Source organism: Amycolatopsis panacis (assembly GCF_003600245.1).
Lineage (GTDB): Bacteria > Actinomycetota > Actinomycetes > Mycobacteriales > Pseudonocardiaceae > Amycolatopsis > Amycolatopsis sulphurea.
In genome coordinates, this window is sequence record NZ_QZFV01000043.1 from 95457 (window position 1) to 111562 (window position 16106).

General features: G+C 68.0%; 15 protein-coding genes. 9 read left to right on the plus strand and 6 right to left on the minus strand.

Annotated features, from left to right (window positions below):
• Positions 1–6: 6 nt before the first annotated feature.
• Positions 7–132 (minus strand): hypothetical protein, encoded by a 126-nt coding sequence (locus D5S19_RS33505; RefSeq protein WP_267901063.1) that lies wholly within the window; start codon positions 130–132, stop codon positions 7–9.
• A gap of 173 nt (positions 133–305) precedes the next feature.
• Between D5S19_RS33505 and D5S19_RS31920 the strand changes: the two genes are divergently transcribed.
• Positions 306–467, plus strand: coding sequence for a hypothetical protein (locus tag D5S19_RS31920; RefSeq protein ID WP_158605485.1), 162 nt, complete (start codon positions 306–308; stop codon positions 465–467).
• A 430-nt stretch (positions 468–897) separates the two neighbouring features.
• Here the strand turns inward: D5S19_RS31920 and D5S19_RS03690 are convergent, their stop codons facing one another.
• Together D5S19_RS03690 and D5S19_RS03695 are read right to left on the minus strand one after the other, a co-directional pair.
• Complete coding sequence (locus D5S19_RS03690) at positions 898–1992, minus strand: IS110 family RNA-guided transposase (protein ID WP_325050213.1); 1095 nt, start codon at positions 1990–1992, stop codon at positions 898–900.
• Between the two features lie 543 nt (positions 1993–2535).
• Positions 2536–3189 carry an ACT domain-containing protein gene (locus D5S19_RS03695; RefSeq protein ID WP_199730326.1) on the minus strand — a complete coding sequence of 218 codons (654 nt, stop codon included), beginning with the start codon at positions 3187–3189 and terminating at the stop codon, positions 2536–2538.
• Positions 3190–3413: 224 nt separating this feature from the next.
• Here D5S19_RS03695 and gatC point away from each other — a divergent pair, with 224 nt between their 5' ends.
• The 4 genes from gatC to D5S19_RS03715 are packed head-to-tail and all read left to right on the plus strand — an operon-like array spanning position 3414 to position 7248.
• A complete protein-coding gene (gene gatC, locus D5S19_RS03700; protein ID WP_120021922.1) occupies positions 3414–3713 on the plus strand; it encodes an Asp-tRNA(Asn)/Glu-tRNA(Gln) amidotransferase subunit GatC in 300 nt (99 codons plus the stop codon).
• Complete coding sequence (gene gatA / locus D5S19_RS03705) at positions 3710–5227, plus strand: Asp-tRNA(Asn)/Glu-tRNA(Gln) amidotransferase subunit GatA (RefSeq protein WP_120021923.1); 1518 nt, start codon at positions 3710–3712, stop codon at positions 5225–5227. The genes gatC and gatA overlap by 4 nt, the downstream gene beginning before the upstream one ends.
• Positions 5224–6729: an Asp-tRNA(Asn)/Glu-tRNA(Gln) amidotransferase subunit GatB gene (gene gatB / locus D5S19_RS03710; protein WP_120021924.1), complete on the plus strand. Its 1506-nt coding sequence runs from the start codon at positions 5224–5226 to the stop codon at positions 6727–6729. The genes gatA and gatB overlap by 4 nt, the downstream gene beginning before the upstream one ends.
• A complete protein-coding gene (locus D5S19_RS03715; RefSeq protein WP_120021925.1) occupies positions 6730–7248 on the plus strand; it encodes a hypothetical protein in 519 nt (172 codons plus the stop codon).
• A 478-nt stretch (positions 7249–7726) separates the two neighbouring features.
• On the opposite strand, the gene D5S19_RS03720 is transcribed toward D5S19_RS03715, so the two are convergent.
• Positions 7727–8932, minus strand: a complete 1206-nt coding sequence (locus tag D5S19_RS03720; RefSeq protein ID WP_120021926.1) for a PQQ-dependent sugar dehydrogenase — start codon at positions 8930–8932, stop codon at positions 7727–7729.
• Positions 8933–8991: 59 nt separating this feature from the next.
• Here D5S19_RS03720 and D5S19_RS03725 point away from each other — a divergent pair, with 59 nt between their 5' ends.
• Together D5S19_RS03725 and D5S19_RS03730 are read left to right on the plus strand one after the other, a co-directional pair.
• Positions 8992–9900, plus strand: a complete 909-nt coding sequence (locus D5S19_RS03725; RefSeq protein WP_120021953.1) for a 2-hydroxyacid dehydrogenase — start codon at positions 8992–8994, stop codon at positions 9898–9900.
• Positions 9901–9983: 83 nt separating this feature from the next.
• Positions 9984–10559 carry a DoxX family protein gene (locus D5S19_RS03730; protein ID WP_120021927.1) on the plus strand — a complete coding sequence of 192 codons (576 nt, stop codon included), beginning with the start codon at positions 9984–9986 and terminating at the stop codon, positions 10557–10559.
• Between the two features lie 395 nt (positions 10560–10954).
• On the opposite strand, the gene ilvD is transcribed toward D5S19_RS03730, so the two are convergent.
• Both ilvD and D5S19_RS03740 read right to left on the minus strand, forming a co-directional pair.
• Positions 10955–12799, minus strand: coding sequence for a dihydroxy-acid dehydratase (gene ilvD / locus D5S19_RS03735; RefSeq protein WP_120021928.1), 1845 nt, complete (start codon positions 12797–12799; stop codon positions 10955–10957).
• Between the two features lie 72 nt (positions 12800–12871).
• On the minus strand, positions 12872–13390 hold the full coding sequence (locus tag D5S19_RS03740) for a PH domain-containing protein (RefSeq protein ID WP_120021954.1): 519 nt from the start codon (positions 13388–13390) through the stop codon (positions 12872–12874).
• Between the two features lie 324 nt (positions 13391–13714).
• On the opposite strand from D5S19_RS03740, the gene D5S19_RS03745 reads away from it, so the two are divergent.
• Together D5S19_RS03745 and ilvN are read left to right on the plus strand one after the other, a co-directional pair.
• On the plus strand, positions 13715–15598 hold the full coding sequence (locus D5S19_RS03745; RefSeq protein ID WP_120021929.1) for an acetolactate synthase large subunit: 1884 nt from the start codon (positions 13715–13717) through the stop codon (positions 15596–15598).
• Positions 15595–16101, plus strand: a complete 507-nt coding sequence (gene ilvN / locus D5S19_RS03750) for an acetolactate synthase small subunit (protein ID WP_098510852.1) — start codon at positions 15595–15597, stop codon at positions 16099–16101. Before D5S19_RS03745 ends, ilvN begins: the two co-directional genes overlap by 4 nt.
• The last annotated feature ends 5 nt before the right edge of the window (positions 16102–16106 follow it).

A 16106-nucleotide genomic window follows, 5' to 3' on the forward strand; every position in this document is an offset into this window, starting at 1 on the left:
ACCCGGTCAGCGCGGGTCGAGGAATTCGCGGAAATCGGCGATGTCATGGTGGATGCGTACCGGATTGACGGCTTTTGACGTCGAGGCTGGGCATGAGGGTTGCTGCGGGATGCCGCCCGCCGAGCCGAGCATGCCGAGATGCTGGTGGCCGTCGAGGACGACGACCGGATGCTCGGATCGGTCACGGTCGTGCGGCCGGGAGTGAGTATGCCGAGGGTTCCCACGTCGCTGAGCTGGAGTTCCGGATGCTGACAATGAGCGGGTAAGGATCGCGGGCGCGGGATCGGTGCGGCACTCACCGGGCTGTGCTGGACCCGGAGGACGTCGTTGGGGTCGGCAAGGTCTTGGTGAGCAGCCTTGAGCAGAGGAGAACGGCGCATCGGCTGTATGAGCGGATCGGCTTCAGTCGGCTGGGAGGGATCGGCGTCCTGAGTGTTGGCCTGATCGCGGACGAATACGATCTGTAGGGATTATCACAGGTCATCCCTGAAGGAGTGGGGTCGGTCAAGGGGTTGCTGACCTTGGGTTTGTTGGTCCCCGCCGGGGTTGTGGGCGCGTCGGGTTGAGGTGTTGGGGTCAAGGTTCGGGCGGAGCCCGACCGCGGAGCGGCCGGAGGGCCTTGACGCCGGCACCGGTCGGCGCATGCTGTGGGTGGCGGGGAAAGGGGGTGAGGATTCTCCTGTGCTGTCTGCGGTGGTGTGGTCGTGGCGCTCATCAGGGCCGGTTGTTCCGGCGGTGGGCAGGCCGGTAGCGGCTGCCGGTCATCCCTTCGCCGCGCTCGTGTGGCGGCATGATGGGGTGCGCTGTGCTGGGTCGGCGGGATCAATCAGAACGGCGACCGCGCCAGGCTGGGGGTCATGACCTGCACGACCCGCGCCGACCCGCTACCGGTGCGGCTCACGCCGCACGCGCCTTCGATGTGGCGTGCAGAGCACGAACGTGGTGATCACGTAGCGCGTAGTAGACATATCCGATTTGCTTGCGAGCGGCGGCGACCGCGCCGATGTTGCGTCCTCGTTTCGCGGCGATCCGGTCCCGGAACGCGCCGATAACGCTGGTCGCGGGGAGGACCTGTACTGATTCGACGGCGGCCCAGCGGACCAGCCGTGAGCCCTGTTTGGTGATGGCTCCGCGGTGGACGTGGGTGTCGGACTCGTGGTGTTTCGGGGTGAGCCCGCACCAGCAGGCCAGCTTGTCCGGGCCGGCGAACCGATGCACGTCGGCGATCTCGGCGACGAACACCGCCGCCAGGACCGGCCCGATCCCGGGAATGGTCTGCAGTGCGACATAGCCGGGATCGGCTGACAGCCGGGCCCGCACGATCCCGGTGAACACGTCGATCTCGAACTCCAGCAGCTCCAGCAACCGGCGTAGCGAGTCGATCCGGCCCCGATAGACGCCGGGCAATCCAACGCGGTTGAGCAGGTCGATGCCCGCCACGCCGAACAGGTCGGTCATCGGCACCTGCACCCCGCATGTGGCCAGCACCGCGTGAATCTCGGCCCTGCAGTGCGACCGCAACGCCACCAGCTTGGCCCGATGCCGCACCAGCTCCCGCAGCTCCCGGGTCACCGGCGGGGCGATCCATGCCTCCGGCAGGCGGCCCATCCGCAGCAGATCCGCCAGATCCGCCGCGTCCCGCTCGTCGTTCTTCACCCGCCGATACTCAAACGCCTTCACCCCCAACGGATGCGCCACATGCAGCCGAGCACCCGCACCAGCGATCACGTCCGCGGCCCAGTACCACCCACAGGTGGCCTCCACGACCACTTCCGGTGCCTCCCCGCACCGGCGCAACACCGACACCAACCGCCCGGCATCGTTGACGATCCGGGTCGTCTCCAGCACCTCACCAGCCTCGGTCATCCGCACGATCACACCGCGCCGCCGATGCAGATCAATACCCACAAACTGCGGCCCTGCGTATCCTTCCACCAAGGGCCTCCTCCGTCGTGAACGTAAGCACCCCCAGCATCCGCCGGGAACCCCCACGAGGAGCGAGGCCCCCCTCCTTCATCGCATCAGAGCCTGTTGCCATTTTTTGGCAACAGCGGGTGGGGCTTCTCTGGTTTGCTTTTTCGCTGACAGGTCGGTGGTTGGAGTCTTGTCTTCGAGCGCTCTCCGCGTCGCCTCGTCCTGGCGAGGTGCCGATTCGCCATTCGACGGCGAACTTGGTTCGGGGCCGTTCCGACGGCATGGTTGCCCGTTCTGTTCGGATCGTGTTGCCGCCAAGTGGCGAGACACGGGCCAGCCCGTCGGTTACCGCTGGCCACAGCGGTCGACGTGACGTTCGTGAGCGGCCTTGGTCAGGAGACGAAACCAGGCATGCCGGCGATCGTTGGCGGCGGACCGGACCGGCCGCCCAGGTCCGCGAACGGACAGGAATTGCCGACGCCTTCGACTCCCTTTGGAACAAACAAGTCGGCCGTCGCTGAGTTCCCGGTCGTGCTTCGGCAAAGCCCGAGGCTCGAGGAGAGCGGGCTTCCGAAACATCGCCGGCGCAGCGACCGGTAGGTCGGGGAAAGGCGGAGTCGTTCAGCCGTCCAGGACCACGGCGACGATGCCCGCGAAGTGGGCCAGGCGGGCGACCTCGGCGGCACGGAAGTTCGGCCCGCCGGGACGGGCCACCAGGAGTGCTTTGCCCGGCTTGCCGAGCGGGGTCGCGGCGAGCTCGGTGCCGAGCTCCTTCCAGGTATCCGGAACCCACGACTCCTCGCCGTCGAGGACGGTGGCGCGTTCCAGGGGTAGCCACGGCAGGTCGGTGAACGGGCTCTCCGGCGCGGCACTCGAGGACGCGAGCCGCCTGGACTCCGGTTCGCCGTGTTCCACGACCACCGCCCAGCCGGCGCGGATGATCTTCGGCAGGCCTTCGGCGAGCAGCTCGAGCCCGGTCTTCGGTTGTGCCGCGATCTCCTCGACGAGTTCCAGCTCACGGTGCGTGTCCAGGATCCCGGCGTACGGCCGGACCGCGTCCACCTCGACGCCTTCCACGCTTTCCGCGGCGGTGATCAGGGCGTCCGGGAGCCGCCCGGACGGCAGCTCCACCACCAGGTCGTCGATCGCGAGACCGCCGGTGCGTTCCACCACGTCCACACTGAGGATGTCGGCGCCCACGGTGCCGAGCGCGGTCGCCACGGCGCCGAGGGTGCCGGGGGAGTCCGGAAGCTGGACCCGGATCAAGAACGACACCACGCGCCCCTCTCGCCTCAGGCGTTCCAGCCTTGCCGTGGAACGCGACTTCGCCGGGCGCCGATTGTGACAGACCGGGCACCCGTTGCGGTCTCGCCGTCCGGCCGGCGGGATGCCTTGCCCGGTGCGCGTCGCCGGATAACCCGGTCGAGCCGTCCGACGTCGTCACCATAGACTTACAGCTTCCGACAGCACCCGCACAGCACACCCCGGGAGTCACCCGCGTGCCCAACATTTCCCGAGACGAGGTCGCACACCTCGCGAAGCTGGCCAGGCTGGCCGTGACCGATGACGAGCTCGACGTCTTCGCAGGCCAGCTCGACCAGATCCTGGACTCGGTCGCGAAAGTGAGTGAAGTCGCCACGGAGGACGTTCCGCCGACTTCGCACGCCGTACCGCTGACCAACGTCTTTCGCGAGGACGAAATCCGCCCCTGCTTCACGCAGCAGCAGGCGCTGGCCGGTGCGCCGGCCGCCGAGGAGGGCCGGTTCCGGGTGCCGCGGATCCTGGGAGAAGAACAGTGAGCGATCTCGTCAAGCTGAACGCCGCCGAACTGGCGGCGAAGATCCACGCGCGTGAGGTGTCCGCGACCGAGGTCGCGCAGGCACACCTGGACCGCATTGCCGCGGTTGACGACCACGTACACGCCTTCTTGCACGTCGACACCGACGGTGCGCTCGCTGCGGCCAGGGCCGTTGACGAGAAGCTCGCCACGGGGGAGCAACCTGCTTCGCCACTCGCGGGCGTGCCGCTTGCACTGAAAGACGTGCTCACCACCGAAGGCGTACCGACGACTTGCGGCTCTCGTACGCTCGAGGGCTGGATTCCGCCGTACGACGCGACTGTGACACGCAAGCTCCGCGAAGCAGGCGTCGTCATCCTGGGCAAGACGAACATGGACGAGTTCGCGATGGGCTCCTCCACGGAGAACTCTGCGTACGGTCCTACGCACAACCCGTGGGACCACGCGCGTATCCCAGGCGGCTCCGGCGGCGGTTCGTCTGCGTCCATTGCCGCGTTTGAAGCAGCGCTTGCCATCGGTACCGACACTGGTGGGTCGATCCGGCAGCCGGGCGCTGTCACGGGCACCGTGGGCGTGAAGCCGACGTACGGTGGCGTGTCGCGCTACGGCCTGGTCGCCTTCTCGTCTTCGCTCGACCAGGCGGGACCGTGTGCGCGTACGGTGCTCGACGCGGCGCTGTTGCACGAAGTGATCGCCGGTTACGACGCCTTGGACTCGACGTCCATCGACGCGCCGGTGCCGCCCGTTGTGGCCGCGGCACGCGAAGGCGCGAACGGTGACCTCAAGGGCGTACGCGTCGGCGTCGTCAAGGAGTTCGGTGGCGACGGCTACCAGCCCGGTGTTCTTCGGTCTTTCGGTGCGGCAGTGGAGCAGCTGCGTGCGCTGGGTGCGGACGTTGTCGAGGTGTCGTGCCCGAGCTTCACCTATGCGTTGCCTGCGTACTACTTGATCGCACCCAGCGAAGCGTCGTCGAACCTCGCGCGGTTCGACGCCATGCGTTACGGCCTGCGCGTGGCCGATGACGGTTCGCACAGTGCTGAAGAAGTCATGTCGCTGACACGCGAGAAGGGCTTCGGTCCTGAAGTTAAGCGGCGCATCATGTTGGGCACGTACGCGCTGTCGTCGGGCTACTACGACGCGTACTACGGTTCCGCGCAGAAGGTGCGCACGCTCATCACGCGCGACTTCACCGCAGCGTTCGAGAGGGTCGATGTGCTCGTCTCGCCGACGACACCGACTACGGCGTTCAAGATCGGGGAGCGCGTAGACGACCCGATGGCGATGTACTTCGCCGACCTGTGCACCATCCCGTCGAACCTCGCCGGTAACGCCGCCATGAGCGTGCCGAGCGGTTTGTCCGACGAGGACGGTCTCCCGGTCGGCCTGCAGATCATGGCCCCGGCGCTCGCCGACGACAGGCTGTACCGCGTCGGCGCCGCGTACGAGGCCGCGCGCGACGCTGGTGCCGGCGGCTCGCTCGTGCACCAGGCTCCGGAGCTGGGAGGAACGAAGTGACTGCCGTGGCCGAGTTGATGGACTACGCCGAGGTCCTCGAGCGCTTCGACCCCGTCCTCGGGCTCGAGGTCCACGTGGAACTCAACACGAAGACGAAGATGTTCTGCGGCTGCGTCAACGAGTTCGGCGGCGAGCCGAACACGAAGACCTGCCCCACCTGTCTCGGGCTGCCCGGCTCGCTGCCGGTGGTGAACGGCAAGGCGGTGGAGGGCGCGATCCGCATCGGCCTGGCGTTGAACTGCGAGATCGCGGAGTGGTGCCGGTTCGCCCGGAAGAACTACTTCTATCCCGACATGCCGAAGAACTTCCAGACTTCGCAGTACGACGAGCCGATCGCCTTCGACGGCTACCTCGACGTCACGCTGGACGACGGTGAGGTCGTACGCGTCGCCATCGAGCGCGCGCACATGGAAGAGGACACCGGAAAGTCGCTGCACGTCGGTGGTGCGACCGGTCGGATCCACGGCGCCGAGCACTCGCTTCTCGACTACAACCGCGCCGGCGTCCCTCTGATCGAGATCGTCACGAAGCCGATCACCGGCACCGGTGCGCGGGCTCCGGAAGTGGCGCGCGCGTACGTGACCGCGTTGCGCGACTTGCTGTGCGCCATCGGCGTGTCCGACGTCCGGATGGACCAAGGCTCGATGCGCTGTGACGCGAACGTCTCGTTGATGGCCAAGGACGCCGAGGAGTTCGGTACGCGCACCGAAACGAAGAACGTGAACTCGTTGCGCAGCGTGGAGCGGGCGGTGCGGTACGAGATGACGCGGCAGGCGGCGATCCTCGCCGACGGTGGTTCGATCCGGCAGGAGACGCGGCACTTCCAGGAGGCGGACGGCACGACGGCGGCCGGCCGGGCCAAGGAAACCGCGGAGGACTACCGGTACTTCCCGGAACCAGACCTGGTCCCGATCGCGCCTTCGCGGGAATGGGTCGAACAGCTCCGGGCGACGCTGCCGGAAATGCCGTGGGAGCGCCGGAAACGGATCCAGGAGGAGTGGAAGCTCTCCGACGAAGCGTTGCGGGACTTGCTGAACGTCGGCGCTGTCGACCTCGTGGCGGCCACGGTCGAGGCCGGGGCGACCCCGGACGAAGCGCGCGGCTGGTGGGTGAACACGCTGGCACAAGAGGCGAACTCACGCGAGATGGAGCTCGGCGAGCTGCCGATCACGCCGGCGCAGGTGGCTGAGGTGATCGGGCTCGTGACCTCGGGAGAGCTGACGAACAAGCTCGCCAAGGAGGTCCTGCAGGGCGTGCTGGCCGGCGAGGGCGCGCCGCGTGAGGTCGTGGAAGAGCGCGGGCTGAAGGTCGTTTCCGACGATTCCGCGTTGCTCGCGGCCGTCGACGAGGCGCTTGCCGCGCAGCCGGACGTCGCCGACAAGATCCGCGGTGGCAAGGTCGCCGCGGCCGGCGCGATCGTCGGAGCTGTCATGAAGGCGACCAAGGGACAGGCCGACGCCAAGCGCGTGCGTGAGCTGATCATCGAGCGCGTTGGTTCCTGAGTGGCCTTCTCGATCACCCGTGTCACCTGGCGCGAGTGGCTTGGCTTGGCGGCCGGGCTGCTCGCGCTGGGCACGTTGTTTCTGCCATGGACGGTGCTGACGGCGGGCGCCGCGGATGCGGACGTGCAGAACGCCTTTCAGGCATTGCCCCGTGGTGACGTCGTGCGCTCGGCGTGGAATTCGGATCCGTTCTCGTGGCTGCCGCCGTTCGTCTTGGTGCTGATCGGTCTCGCGGTGGTCGGTCTCGGGCAAATCCGGAAGGTCCGGATGTCCGGGCTGCCGCAGCTGTGGCTCGTCGGGAGCCTCGCGACCGTGCTGCTGATGGCGATCGGGTGGGCGACGCTGGACTGGGTGTTCGACAGTGACCAGCGCGCGTTCCTGGACGCCGCGGGGATCGCGGTCGGCGCTGGGGTCGGGCGCTACGTGGGTCTGCTGTTCGCGCTGGTCTCGGTCGTCGTGGCGATCTTCGACATGCGGGCGGCTCGTGCGGAGAGCAGGGCTTCTCGGCGTCGCCGTTGAACGGCAACTGCGGGTTTCGCCGGTGAGTGGCTACGGGTTGCGCGTTCGAGGCAGGGCTGTTTGATCGGGTAGAGGTACGGGTTTCGTCGCTTGTGTTCTGGGCGTTTGCCGGAGCGGAGCAGTGGTCGCCGGGGAGCGAACGCGAAGCGGCGGCCATGGAGGTGTGGGTCGTCGTTCGGCGGCGGCTCGGTGGCGGTGAGTGGAGTCGGCGCTGCGGTGACGGGGAGATCATCACGGTGGAGAAGTCGCCATTGAGGGGCGACGACGTTTGGTGGACGGGTGCGTTCCAGGCGTCGGGATCGTCTTCGGTCGAACTTTGGCCGTTGAGCGGCGAGGGCGGAAACGCTGGCGGTCGGTCCCGGGTACGGGACTTGCGGTCCAATGGCGACGGCCGGAGGCTCGGCCGGTGGACCGGGTGTTGCCGGGCAACGGCAAACTTCGCCGGAGCGGGGCGGGAGCGCCGGGTCGTCCGTGCGGCTCAGTCCTTTCCTTGGCCGCCGCCGGTGTCGGAGATGACGATCAGGACTACGCGGTCGTCGCTGGAGACGGGTTTGCCGCCGTCCTTGTTGGTGGTGCCTGCGACGGCGGTCTGAGGGTTGATCATGCTCATGCCGGCGAGGCGGCCGTAGGTCGTGGGGGGTTTGCCTTTGCCATCGAGGCTGACGGTGGGTGTGCCGGTGACGGCGCCGTCTGGGTTGACCGGGACGTTCTGCAGGCCCGCTGACGAGGCGACGGCGAGGATGCCGTTTGCGTCGACGAAGTCGGTGCAGCCGCCGACGGCAGGTTTGTCCGGCCAGGTCCATGCGGGGGCGCTCAGGGATTGGCCGGGTTGGAGGCGGTACACCGCGTCGGGACCGGAAGCTGGCTGGTCGGTCACCCACATGCGTTTCCCGTCGGCGGAGCCGCAGAGGCCGCCTGGCGCATGCAGACCAGAGGCGTACACGGGGGATCCTGGGGTGGGGTTGTCACTCGCGGGCTTGCCCGACGTGTCGATCCGCAGCACCTTGCCGGCGAGCGATTTCGCGTCCGCCGCGGCGGCGGGGTTGCCGGCGTCGCCGGTCGCGACGAGTAGGGCGCCGTGCCCATCGCCGGCGATCGTGCCGCGGTTGCCGGTGGCACCCTTCGGGATCCCGGTCAGCACCGGGTTTGGCGGTTGTCCTTTGGCGAACCGGACGACGCGGTTGTCGGTCGGCGTCGTGATGTAGGCGAAAACCAGCTGGTCCTCGACGTACTTCGGGGACAGTGCCAGGCCGGTGAGGCCACCATCGCCGGCGGCCTGGACGTCGAGCTGGGCGAACGACGACGCGTCGTGACCGGCGGTGGCAAGGAGAACCCGGCCGGTTTTCCGCTCTCCCGCGAGGGCGGCAGGCGCGGATCCGTTGCCAGGTAGGCCGGCTACTGCGGAGACCGTGTCCAGGCAGGTCGCGATGACTGCCTTGTCGAAGTCCTTGCAGCCCTGTGGCGGAGGGACGGGAGTCGGTGAGCCTTGGGAGGGCCCGTTACCCGGACTGCTGCCCGACCTTCCCGGGTCCTTGACCTGCGGAGGCGATTCGGGGCTCGGCGGTGCGGCCGGGCTGAACTTCTGCGCGGCCGTGGTGTCGTCGAAACGGGCGCAGCCGGAGAGCACGAGGCCGCCGCAGGCGAGCAGGGCCAGCGGCGCCGACCACCGGGACCGGGTACGCATGATGGCTTCAGCCTAGGTGTCCAGGCGTGAGCCACGGGTAAGTGGTTACCTTGGTGATCATGACCGTTACCGTGCTGGTCCCCGACGACGAGGGCGTCGCTGCGCTGTCCGAAAACCCCCTCGTGCAGGCCGTGCGTTACCAATGGGGCGACCCCGTGCCGCCGGAGGCGAGCAAGGCCGAGGTGCTCATTCCCGGCAGACACCCGGCTGACAACGCGTTGTGGCGGGAGTTGCCGAACCTGAAGCTCGTACAGCTGCTGTCGGCCGGTGCGGACGACTGGGTGGGCAAGGTTCCCGACGGTGTGCTGCTCTCCACCTGCCGGGGCGCGCACGGCGGCAGCATGGCTGAGTGGGTGGCCGCGGTGCTGCTGTCGATGTACCGGCAGCTGGACGTTTTCGCCACGGCGCAGCGCATGGCGCGGTGGGAACCGATGACGTCCGAGACGCTGCAGGGGCAGCATGTGCTCATCGTCGGCGCCGGTGATCTCGGGCGGCAGTTGCGGCGACGGCTCGAATCGTTCGACGTCCGGTGCACGATGGTGGGTATGTCGGCGCGCGATGGGGTGCACGGCGTCGAGGATCTCCCGGCATTGTTACCGCTTCACGATGTAGTGGTCATGATGGTCCCCCTCACCTCGCATACCCGGGGCATGGTCGACGCCCGGTTTCTTGCTTCGATGCGGGATGGTGCTGTCCTTGTCAACGCTGCTCGCGGGCCGGTGGTGGTCACCGACGCGCTGGTTGCGGAGGTGACCGCGGGGCGGCTGCGAGCGGCGCTCGACGTGACGGAACCGGAGCCACTGCCTGCGGAACACCCACTGTGGACTGCGCCCGGGGTCGTGCTCACCCCGCACGTCGGCGGGGCGGTGCACGGGGTCCGGCGGCGTTCGTACGCAGTGGCCGCGGCGGAGATCGCCCGGTATGCCGGCGGGGAGTTGCCGGACAACCTCGTCCACGGTGAATACTGACTGCCTCCGGGTAAACCCTGAAATGGCCCCTGACCTCGGCGTGCTCGGTCGCGGGGGACGTCTGGATCGCTTACTCTTCGCGCGTGACCAGTCAAGGGGATGACCACCAGACCAGCCTGCTGTCCGGCGTCGAGGAATCCGAGAACAACGATTACGGCGAATCGCGCCAGGGTGGTCTCGGTTTCGGCCTGCTCATCCTGCGGTTGGGGCTGGGCGCGATCATGGGCGCGCACGGTCTCCAGCATCTGTTCGGCGTATTCGGCGGTCCGGGCGTCGGCGGGTTCGCACACGTGCTCGAAATGTACGGGTACCACAAGCAGACCACGCTGCTGTCCTGGGTAACCGGGGTCACCGAGGTCGCGGGTAGCGCGCTGGTGATCGTCGGCCTGTTCACGCCGCTCGCGGCGGCGGGACTGCTCGGGGTCGCGGCGAACGCCGTCTACGCGAAGTTCCACGGTGGTTTCTTCCTGGGGACCGGGCAGGGCTGGGAATTCGAGTTGCTGCTCGGACTGTGTGCACTCACGTTGATCTTCACCGGTTCGGGTCGTATTTCGCTGGAGACGAACACCCCGTGGCGGAAACGGCCGTTGCCCCTGGGGTTCATCTCGCTGCTGCTGGCGGCGGCTGCGTCCGTGGTGGTCATCGTCCTGACGCGTTGATCGTCTGACGTAATGATCATCGGTGGCGGGCCACTCCGTCGTCATTCGGTGGCCGTTGCGGGTCTGGACGGGTGTTGCCGTTTTTTGGCAACAGGCTTTGACCTGGGGTTCTTCGGTGTTTCGCCGTCAGGTGGCGACGGAACTGCAGGGGATGGGAGTGATCGCGAACGGTGGGTGACGATCACGCCAGGCTCCAGGCAATCGGTGTCGGGTCGTATCGGACGACCGGAGATCGGACGACCGGAGATCTGGAGCGGTGATCGAGAGTGCGGTGGCCAACTTGGGGGCGACGCTGTCGTCGCCACTGGAGGGCAACACCGACGGACAAAAGGGCCGCGCACCCCATAGGGAAGTGCGCGGCCCAGCGCGAATGGCGAAATAGCTGAAGGAGTGGTTCAGCGGCTCGGATCCCGGACGGCACCGGTGTCGGCGGAGGTGGCCATCCGGGCGTAGGCACGAAGCGCTGCGGTGATCGGGCGCTGACGTTCCTTCGGCTGCCAAGGACGTTCGGCGGCGTCCATCTTCGCCCGGCGTTCGGCGAGGATTTCCGGGGCGACGAGGAGTTCCAGACGGCGTTCGTGGATGTCCAGGACGATCCGGTCGCCGTTCTCCACCAGGCCGATCAGGCCGCCGGCCGCGGCTTCCGGAGAGATGTGCCCGACCGAGATGCCCGATGAGCCGCCGGAGAACCGGCCGTCGGTGATCAGGGCGCACTTCTTGCCGAGGCCGGAGCCCTTGAGGAACGCCGTCGGGTGCAGCATCTCCTGCATCCCGGGGCCGCCGGCCGGGCCTTCGTACCGGATCACCAGGACCTCGCCGGGCTGGATCTCCTTCTTGAGGATCGCCGAAACGGCCTCCTCCTGGCTTTCCAGCACACGCGCGGGGCCCTCGAAGTGCCACAGGTCCTCGTCGATGCCCGCGGCCTTGATCACGGCGCCGTTCTCGGCGAGGTTGCCGCGCAGGATGGCCAGGCCGCCGTCCTTCGTGTAGGCGTGCTCGATGTCGCGAATGCAGCCGGCGGCGGCGTCGGTGTCGAGTGCCGACCAGCGGTTCTCGGTGGAGAACGCCTGTGTGGTGCGGACTCCACCCGGGGCTGCGTGGAACAGTTCGAGGGCCGTCTCGGACGGGGACTCGGCGCGGATGTCCCAGCTGGCCAGCCAGGAGTCGATGTCGGGGGAGTGCACCGAGTGCACGTCGGTGTTCAGCAGCCCGCCCCGGTGCAATTCGCCGAGGATGGCCGGGATTCCGCCGGCGCGGTGCACGTCCTCCATGTGGTAATCGGAGTTCGGCGCGACCTTCGACAGGCACGGCACCCGCCGGCCGATGGCGTCGATGTCGCTGATCGTGAAATCGATCTCGCCTTCCTGCGCGGCGGCGAGGATGTGCAGCACCGTGTTGGTGGAGCCGCCCATGGCCATGTCGAGCGCCATCGCGTTCTCGAAGGCCGCCTTCGTCGCGATCGAGCGGGGCAGCGCCGACTTGTCGTCCTCGCCGTACCAGCGCTTGCACAGTTCGACCACGGTGCGCCCGGCGCCGGAGAACAGCGCACGGCGAGCGGCGTGCGTGGCGAGGGTGGAACCGTTGCCGGGCAAGGAAAGCCCGAGTGCTTCGGTGAGGCAGTTCATCGAGTTGGCGGTGAACATGCCCGAGCACGAACCGCAGGTGGGACAGGCGGAGCGTTCGACCTCGGACAGGCCGTCTTCGTCGATAGCGGAGTTCGCCGACGCTGCGATGGTGGTGATCAGGTCGGTCGGCGCGTGTGCGACGCCTTCCACGACCACCGCCTTGCCCGCTTCCATCGGACCGCCGGACACGAACACCGTCGGGATGTTGAGCCGCATCGCGGCGTTCAGCATGCCCGGGGTGATCTTGTCGCAGTTGGAGATGCACACGAGCGCGTCGGCTTGGTGCGCGTTGACCATGTACTCCACGGAATCCGCGATGATTTCCCGCGACGGCAGCGAATACAGCATGCCGGAGTGGCCCATGGCGATACCGTCGTCGACTGCGATCGTGTGGAACTCGCGGGCGATCCCGCCCGCCTCGGCAACCGCCTCCGCGACGATCTCGCCCAGGTCCTTGAGGTGCACGTGGCCGGGCACGAACTGGGTGTAGGAGTTGGCGATCGCGACGATCGGCTTGCCGAAATCGCTGTCGGTCATTCCGGTCGCGCGCCAGAGCGAGCGTGCGCCCGCCGCGTTGCGACCGTGGGTGGTGGTCCGGGAACGGAGGTGCGGCACGGCATTCTCCCAGGTCAGAAGGCAGGTCCAGGCGGGGTCACGAGACTGCCCCGCAAACTGGTCCTACCAATTCTACTCCTTGGGTTCGCCCTCGGGCGGCGCGGTCTCGTCCGCCGCCTTCTGCGATTCGTCCTCTGCGGGCTTCTTGCTCGAAGCGTCCGCCTTCAGTTCGTCGTCGCTCAGTACGCCCGACGGGTCCCTGATCTTGCCCTCGCTCACCAGCGCCAGTACCGGCAAATGCCGCGTACGCACGGTGGGAAGTGGTACCTGCGTGTCGTCGCCGAGGACAGCGCGTACGCGCGCCTTGTTCGTGATCGCCAAGCCCTTGAGTGACGACCACGGCAGGTCGCGCTTGCCGAAGACGGTCCGGACGTTCATGCCCTCCTTTGTCGCGACCGTACGGGTGCGCGCGACGAACACGAGCAGGGCGAGCGGGAAGACGTACAGCCACTGGAATCCGCCGATCTCGCCGAGTGCGACCGGAGTCACACAGACGGTCAGCAGACCGATCGCGAGATACGCCGTGCTGGGAATCCGGAACACAGCCTTCCGGCCCTCTTCCGCGCGCTGGTCCTGCTCTTTTTCGGCCACCCGGAAATGGTGCACCGCCGGTCGTGGCGGGTTGCGCCCGGGTCCGCCGGGAGCAGTACTGGCCGTCCAGCATGCGGAATCGCCGTCCCGTACAGTTGACACTCGACCCGTGGCCCGGCTACCGTCACCGCCGTGACACCGCAGACCGGCCTCGTACTTCCTCAGCGCGTCGACGCTTAGGAAGAGTCCGCTGCGTCGACGCGCGACCCTCGTGCGACCTTTCGGTCGGCGAGGGTTTTTTGTTGCGTTGGACCGGTTTCGACCGGCAGTACCGCCCCCGACCTACCCGAACGAGTGACACCGAGAACCCACGAGGCAGAACCGATGACCAGTGCCACGTCGCACAGCGACGCGAAGCCCGGGCCGACCGCGCCCGCAGTCCCCGGAGCACGTCCGAAGCCGACTCCCCCGGCCGGTACCCCGGTACGGGTTACCGGCGCGCAGTCGCTCGTCCGCTCGCTCGAGGCGGTCGGCGCCGAGGTCGTTTTCGGTATTCCGGGTGGCACGATCCTCCCCGCCTACGATCCGCTGCTCGACTCCACGAAGGTGCGGCACATCCTGGTGCGGCACGAACAGGGCGCCGGGCACGCCGCGACCGGTTACGCACAGGCGACCGGCAAGGTCGGCGTCTGCATGGCCACTTCCGGGCCGGGCGCCACGAACCTGGTCACCCCGCTGGCCGACGCGAACATGGACTCGGTGCCGGTGGTGGCCATCACCGGGCAGCAGTCGCGGGCGCTGATCGGCACCGACGCGTTCCAGGAAGCCGACATCTGCGGCATCACCATGCCGGTGACCAAGCACAACTTCCTGGTCACCGACCCGGCCGAGATCCCGCAGGCGATCGCCGAGGCGTTCCACCTGGCCGCCACCGGACGGCCCGGCCCGGTGCTGGTCGACATCCCCAAGGACGTACTGCAGGAGATGACCTCCTTCTCCTGGCCGCCCGAGCTGCGCCTGCCCGGCTACCGGCCGACGCTGCGGCCGCACGGCAAGCAGGTCCGCGAAGCGGCGAAGCTCATCGCCGAGGCGCGTCGCCCCGTGCTCTACGTCGGCGGTGGCGTGATCAAGGCGGAGGCCGCCGAGGCGTTGCTCGAACTCGCCGAGCTGACCGACATGCCGGTCGCCACCACGCTGATGGCCCGCGGGGCGTTCCCCGATTCGCACCGTCAGCACGTCGGCATGCCCGGAATGCACGGCTCGGTGGGCGCGGTCGCCTCGATGCAGCGCGCGGACCTACTAATCGCGCTCGGCGCACGGTTCGACGATCGGGTCACCGGCCAGCTCTCGTCGTTCGCGCCGGAAGCGAAGATCGTGCACGCGGACATCGACCCCGCGGAGATCTCCAAGAACCGCAAGGCCGACGTGCCGATCGTGGGGGACTGCAAGGAGATCATCACCGAGCTGATCGCCGCGGTCCGGGCCGAGTTCGAGCATGACGGCGCCCCCGACCTCAGCGGTTGGTGGACGCAGGTCGACTCGTGGCGCGAGAGCTATCCGATGGGCTACGAGTGGCCGGACGACGGTTCGCTGTCGCCGCAGTACGTCATCGAGCGGATCGGCGAGCTGGCCGGGCCTGACGCGGTGTACACGGCGGGGGTCGGCCAGCACCAGATGTGGGCCGCGCAGTTCGTGAAGTACGAGAAGCCGCGTACGTGGATCAACTCCGGTGGGCTCGGCACCATGGGCTTCGCGGTGCCTGCCGCGATGGGCGCGCAGTTCGGGTTGCCCGGCACGCAGGTGTGGGCGATCGACGGCGACGGCTGTTTCCAGATGACCAACCAGGAACTGGCCACCTGCGCCATCGAGGGCGCGCCGATCAAGGTGGCTGTGATCAACAACGGCAACCTGGGCATGGTCCGCCAGTGGCAGAACCTGTTCTACTCGGAGCGCTACTCCAACACCGATCTCGGTACGCACAAGCACCGGATCCCGGATTTCGCGCTGCTGGCCGAGGCGCTGGGCTGCGCCGGTCTGCGCTGCGAGACCAAGGATGACGTCGACGCCACCATCCGGCGGGCGATGGAGATCAACGACCGCCCCGTCGTGATCGACTTCGTCGTGGGGAAGGATGCCCAGGTGTGGCCGATGGTGGCCGCGGGCACCGGCAACGACGAGATCATGGCCGTGCGCGGCATCCGGCCGCTGTTCGACGACGACGAGGTCTCGCAGGAAGCCACCGCGGTCGCGGAGGGAGAAGACGCATGACTGTGCACACGCTGAGCGTGCTGGTCGAGAACAAGCCCGGTGTGCTCGCCCGGGTGTCCGGCCTGTTCTCCCGCCGCGGGTTCAACATCGAGTCCCTCGCCGTCGGGCCCACGGAGAACCCCGAGGTGTCCCGTATGACGATCGTGGTCGCCGTTGAAGAGCTACCGCTCGAACAGGTGACCAAGCAGCTCAACAAGCTGGTGAACGTGATCAAGATCGTGGAACTGGAACCGGGCGTCGCGGTGCAGCGGGAACTGCTGCTCGTCAAGGTCCGGGCGGACGCCACGGTACGCAGCCAGGTGCTCGAGACCGTCCAGCTCTTCCGCGCCAAGGTGGTGGACGTCTCGCCGGAGGCGCTCACCGTCGAGGCGACCGGGACGTCGGACAAGATCGGCGCACTGCTGCGGATGCTCGAGCCGTACGGCATCCGGGAGCTCGTGCAGTCCGGCATGGTCGCGGTGGGTCGCGGGGCCCGCTCGATCACCGCCACCTCACCCCGCTGATTTCT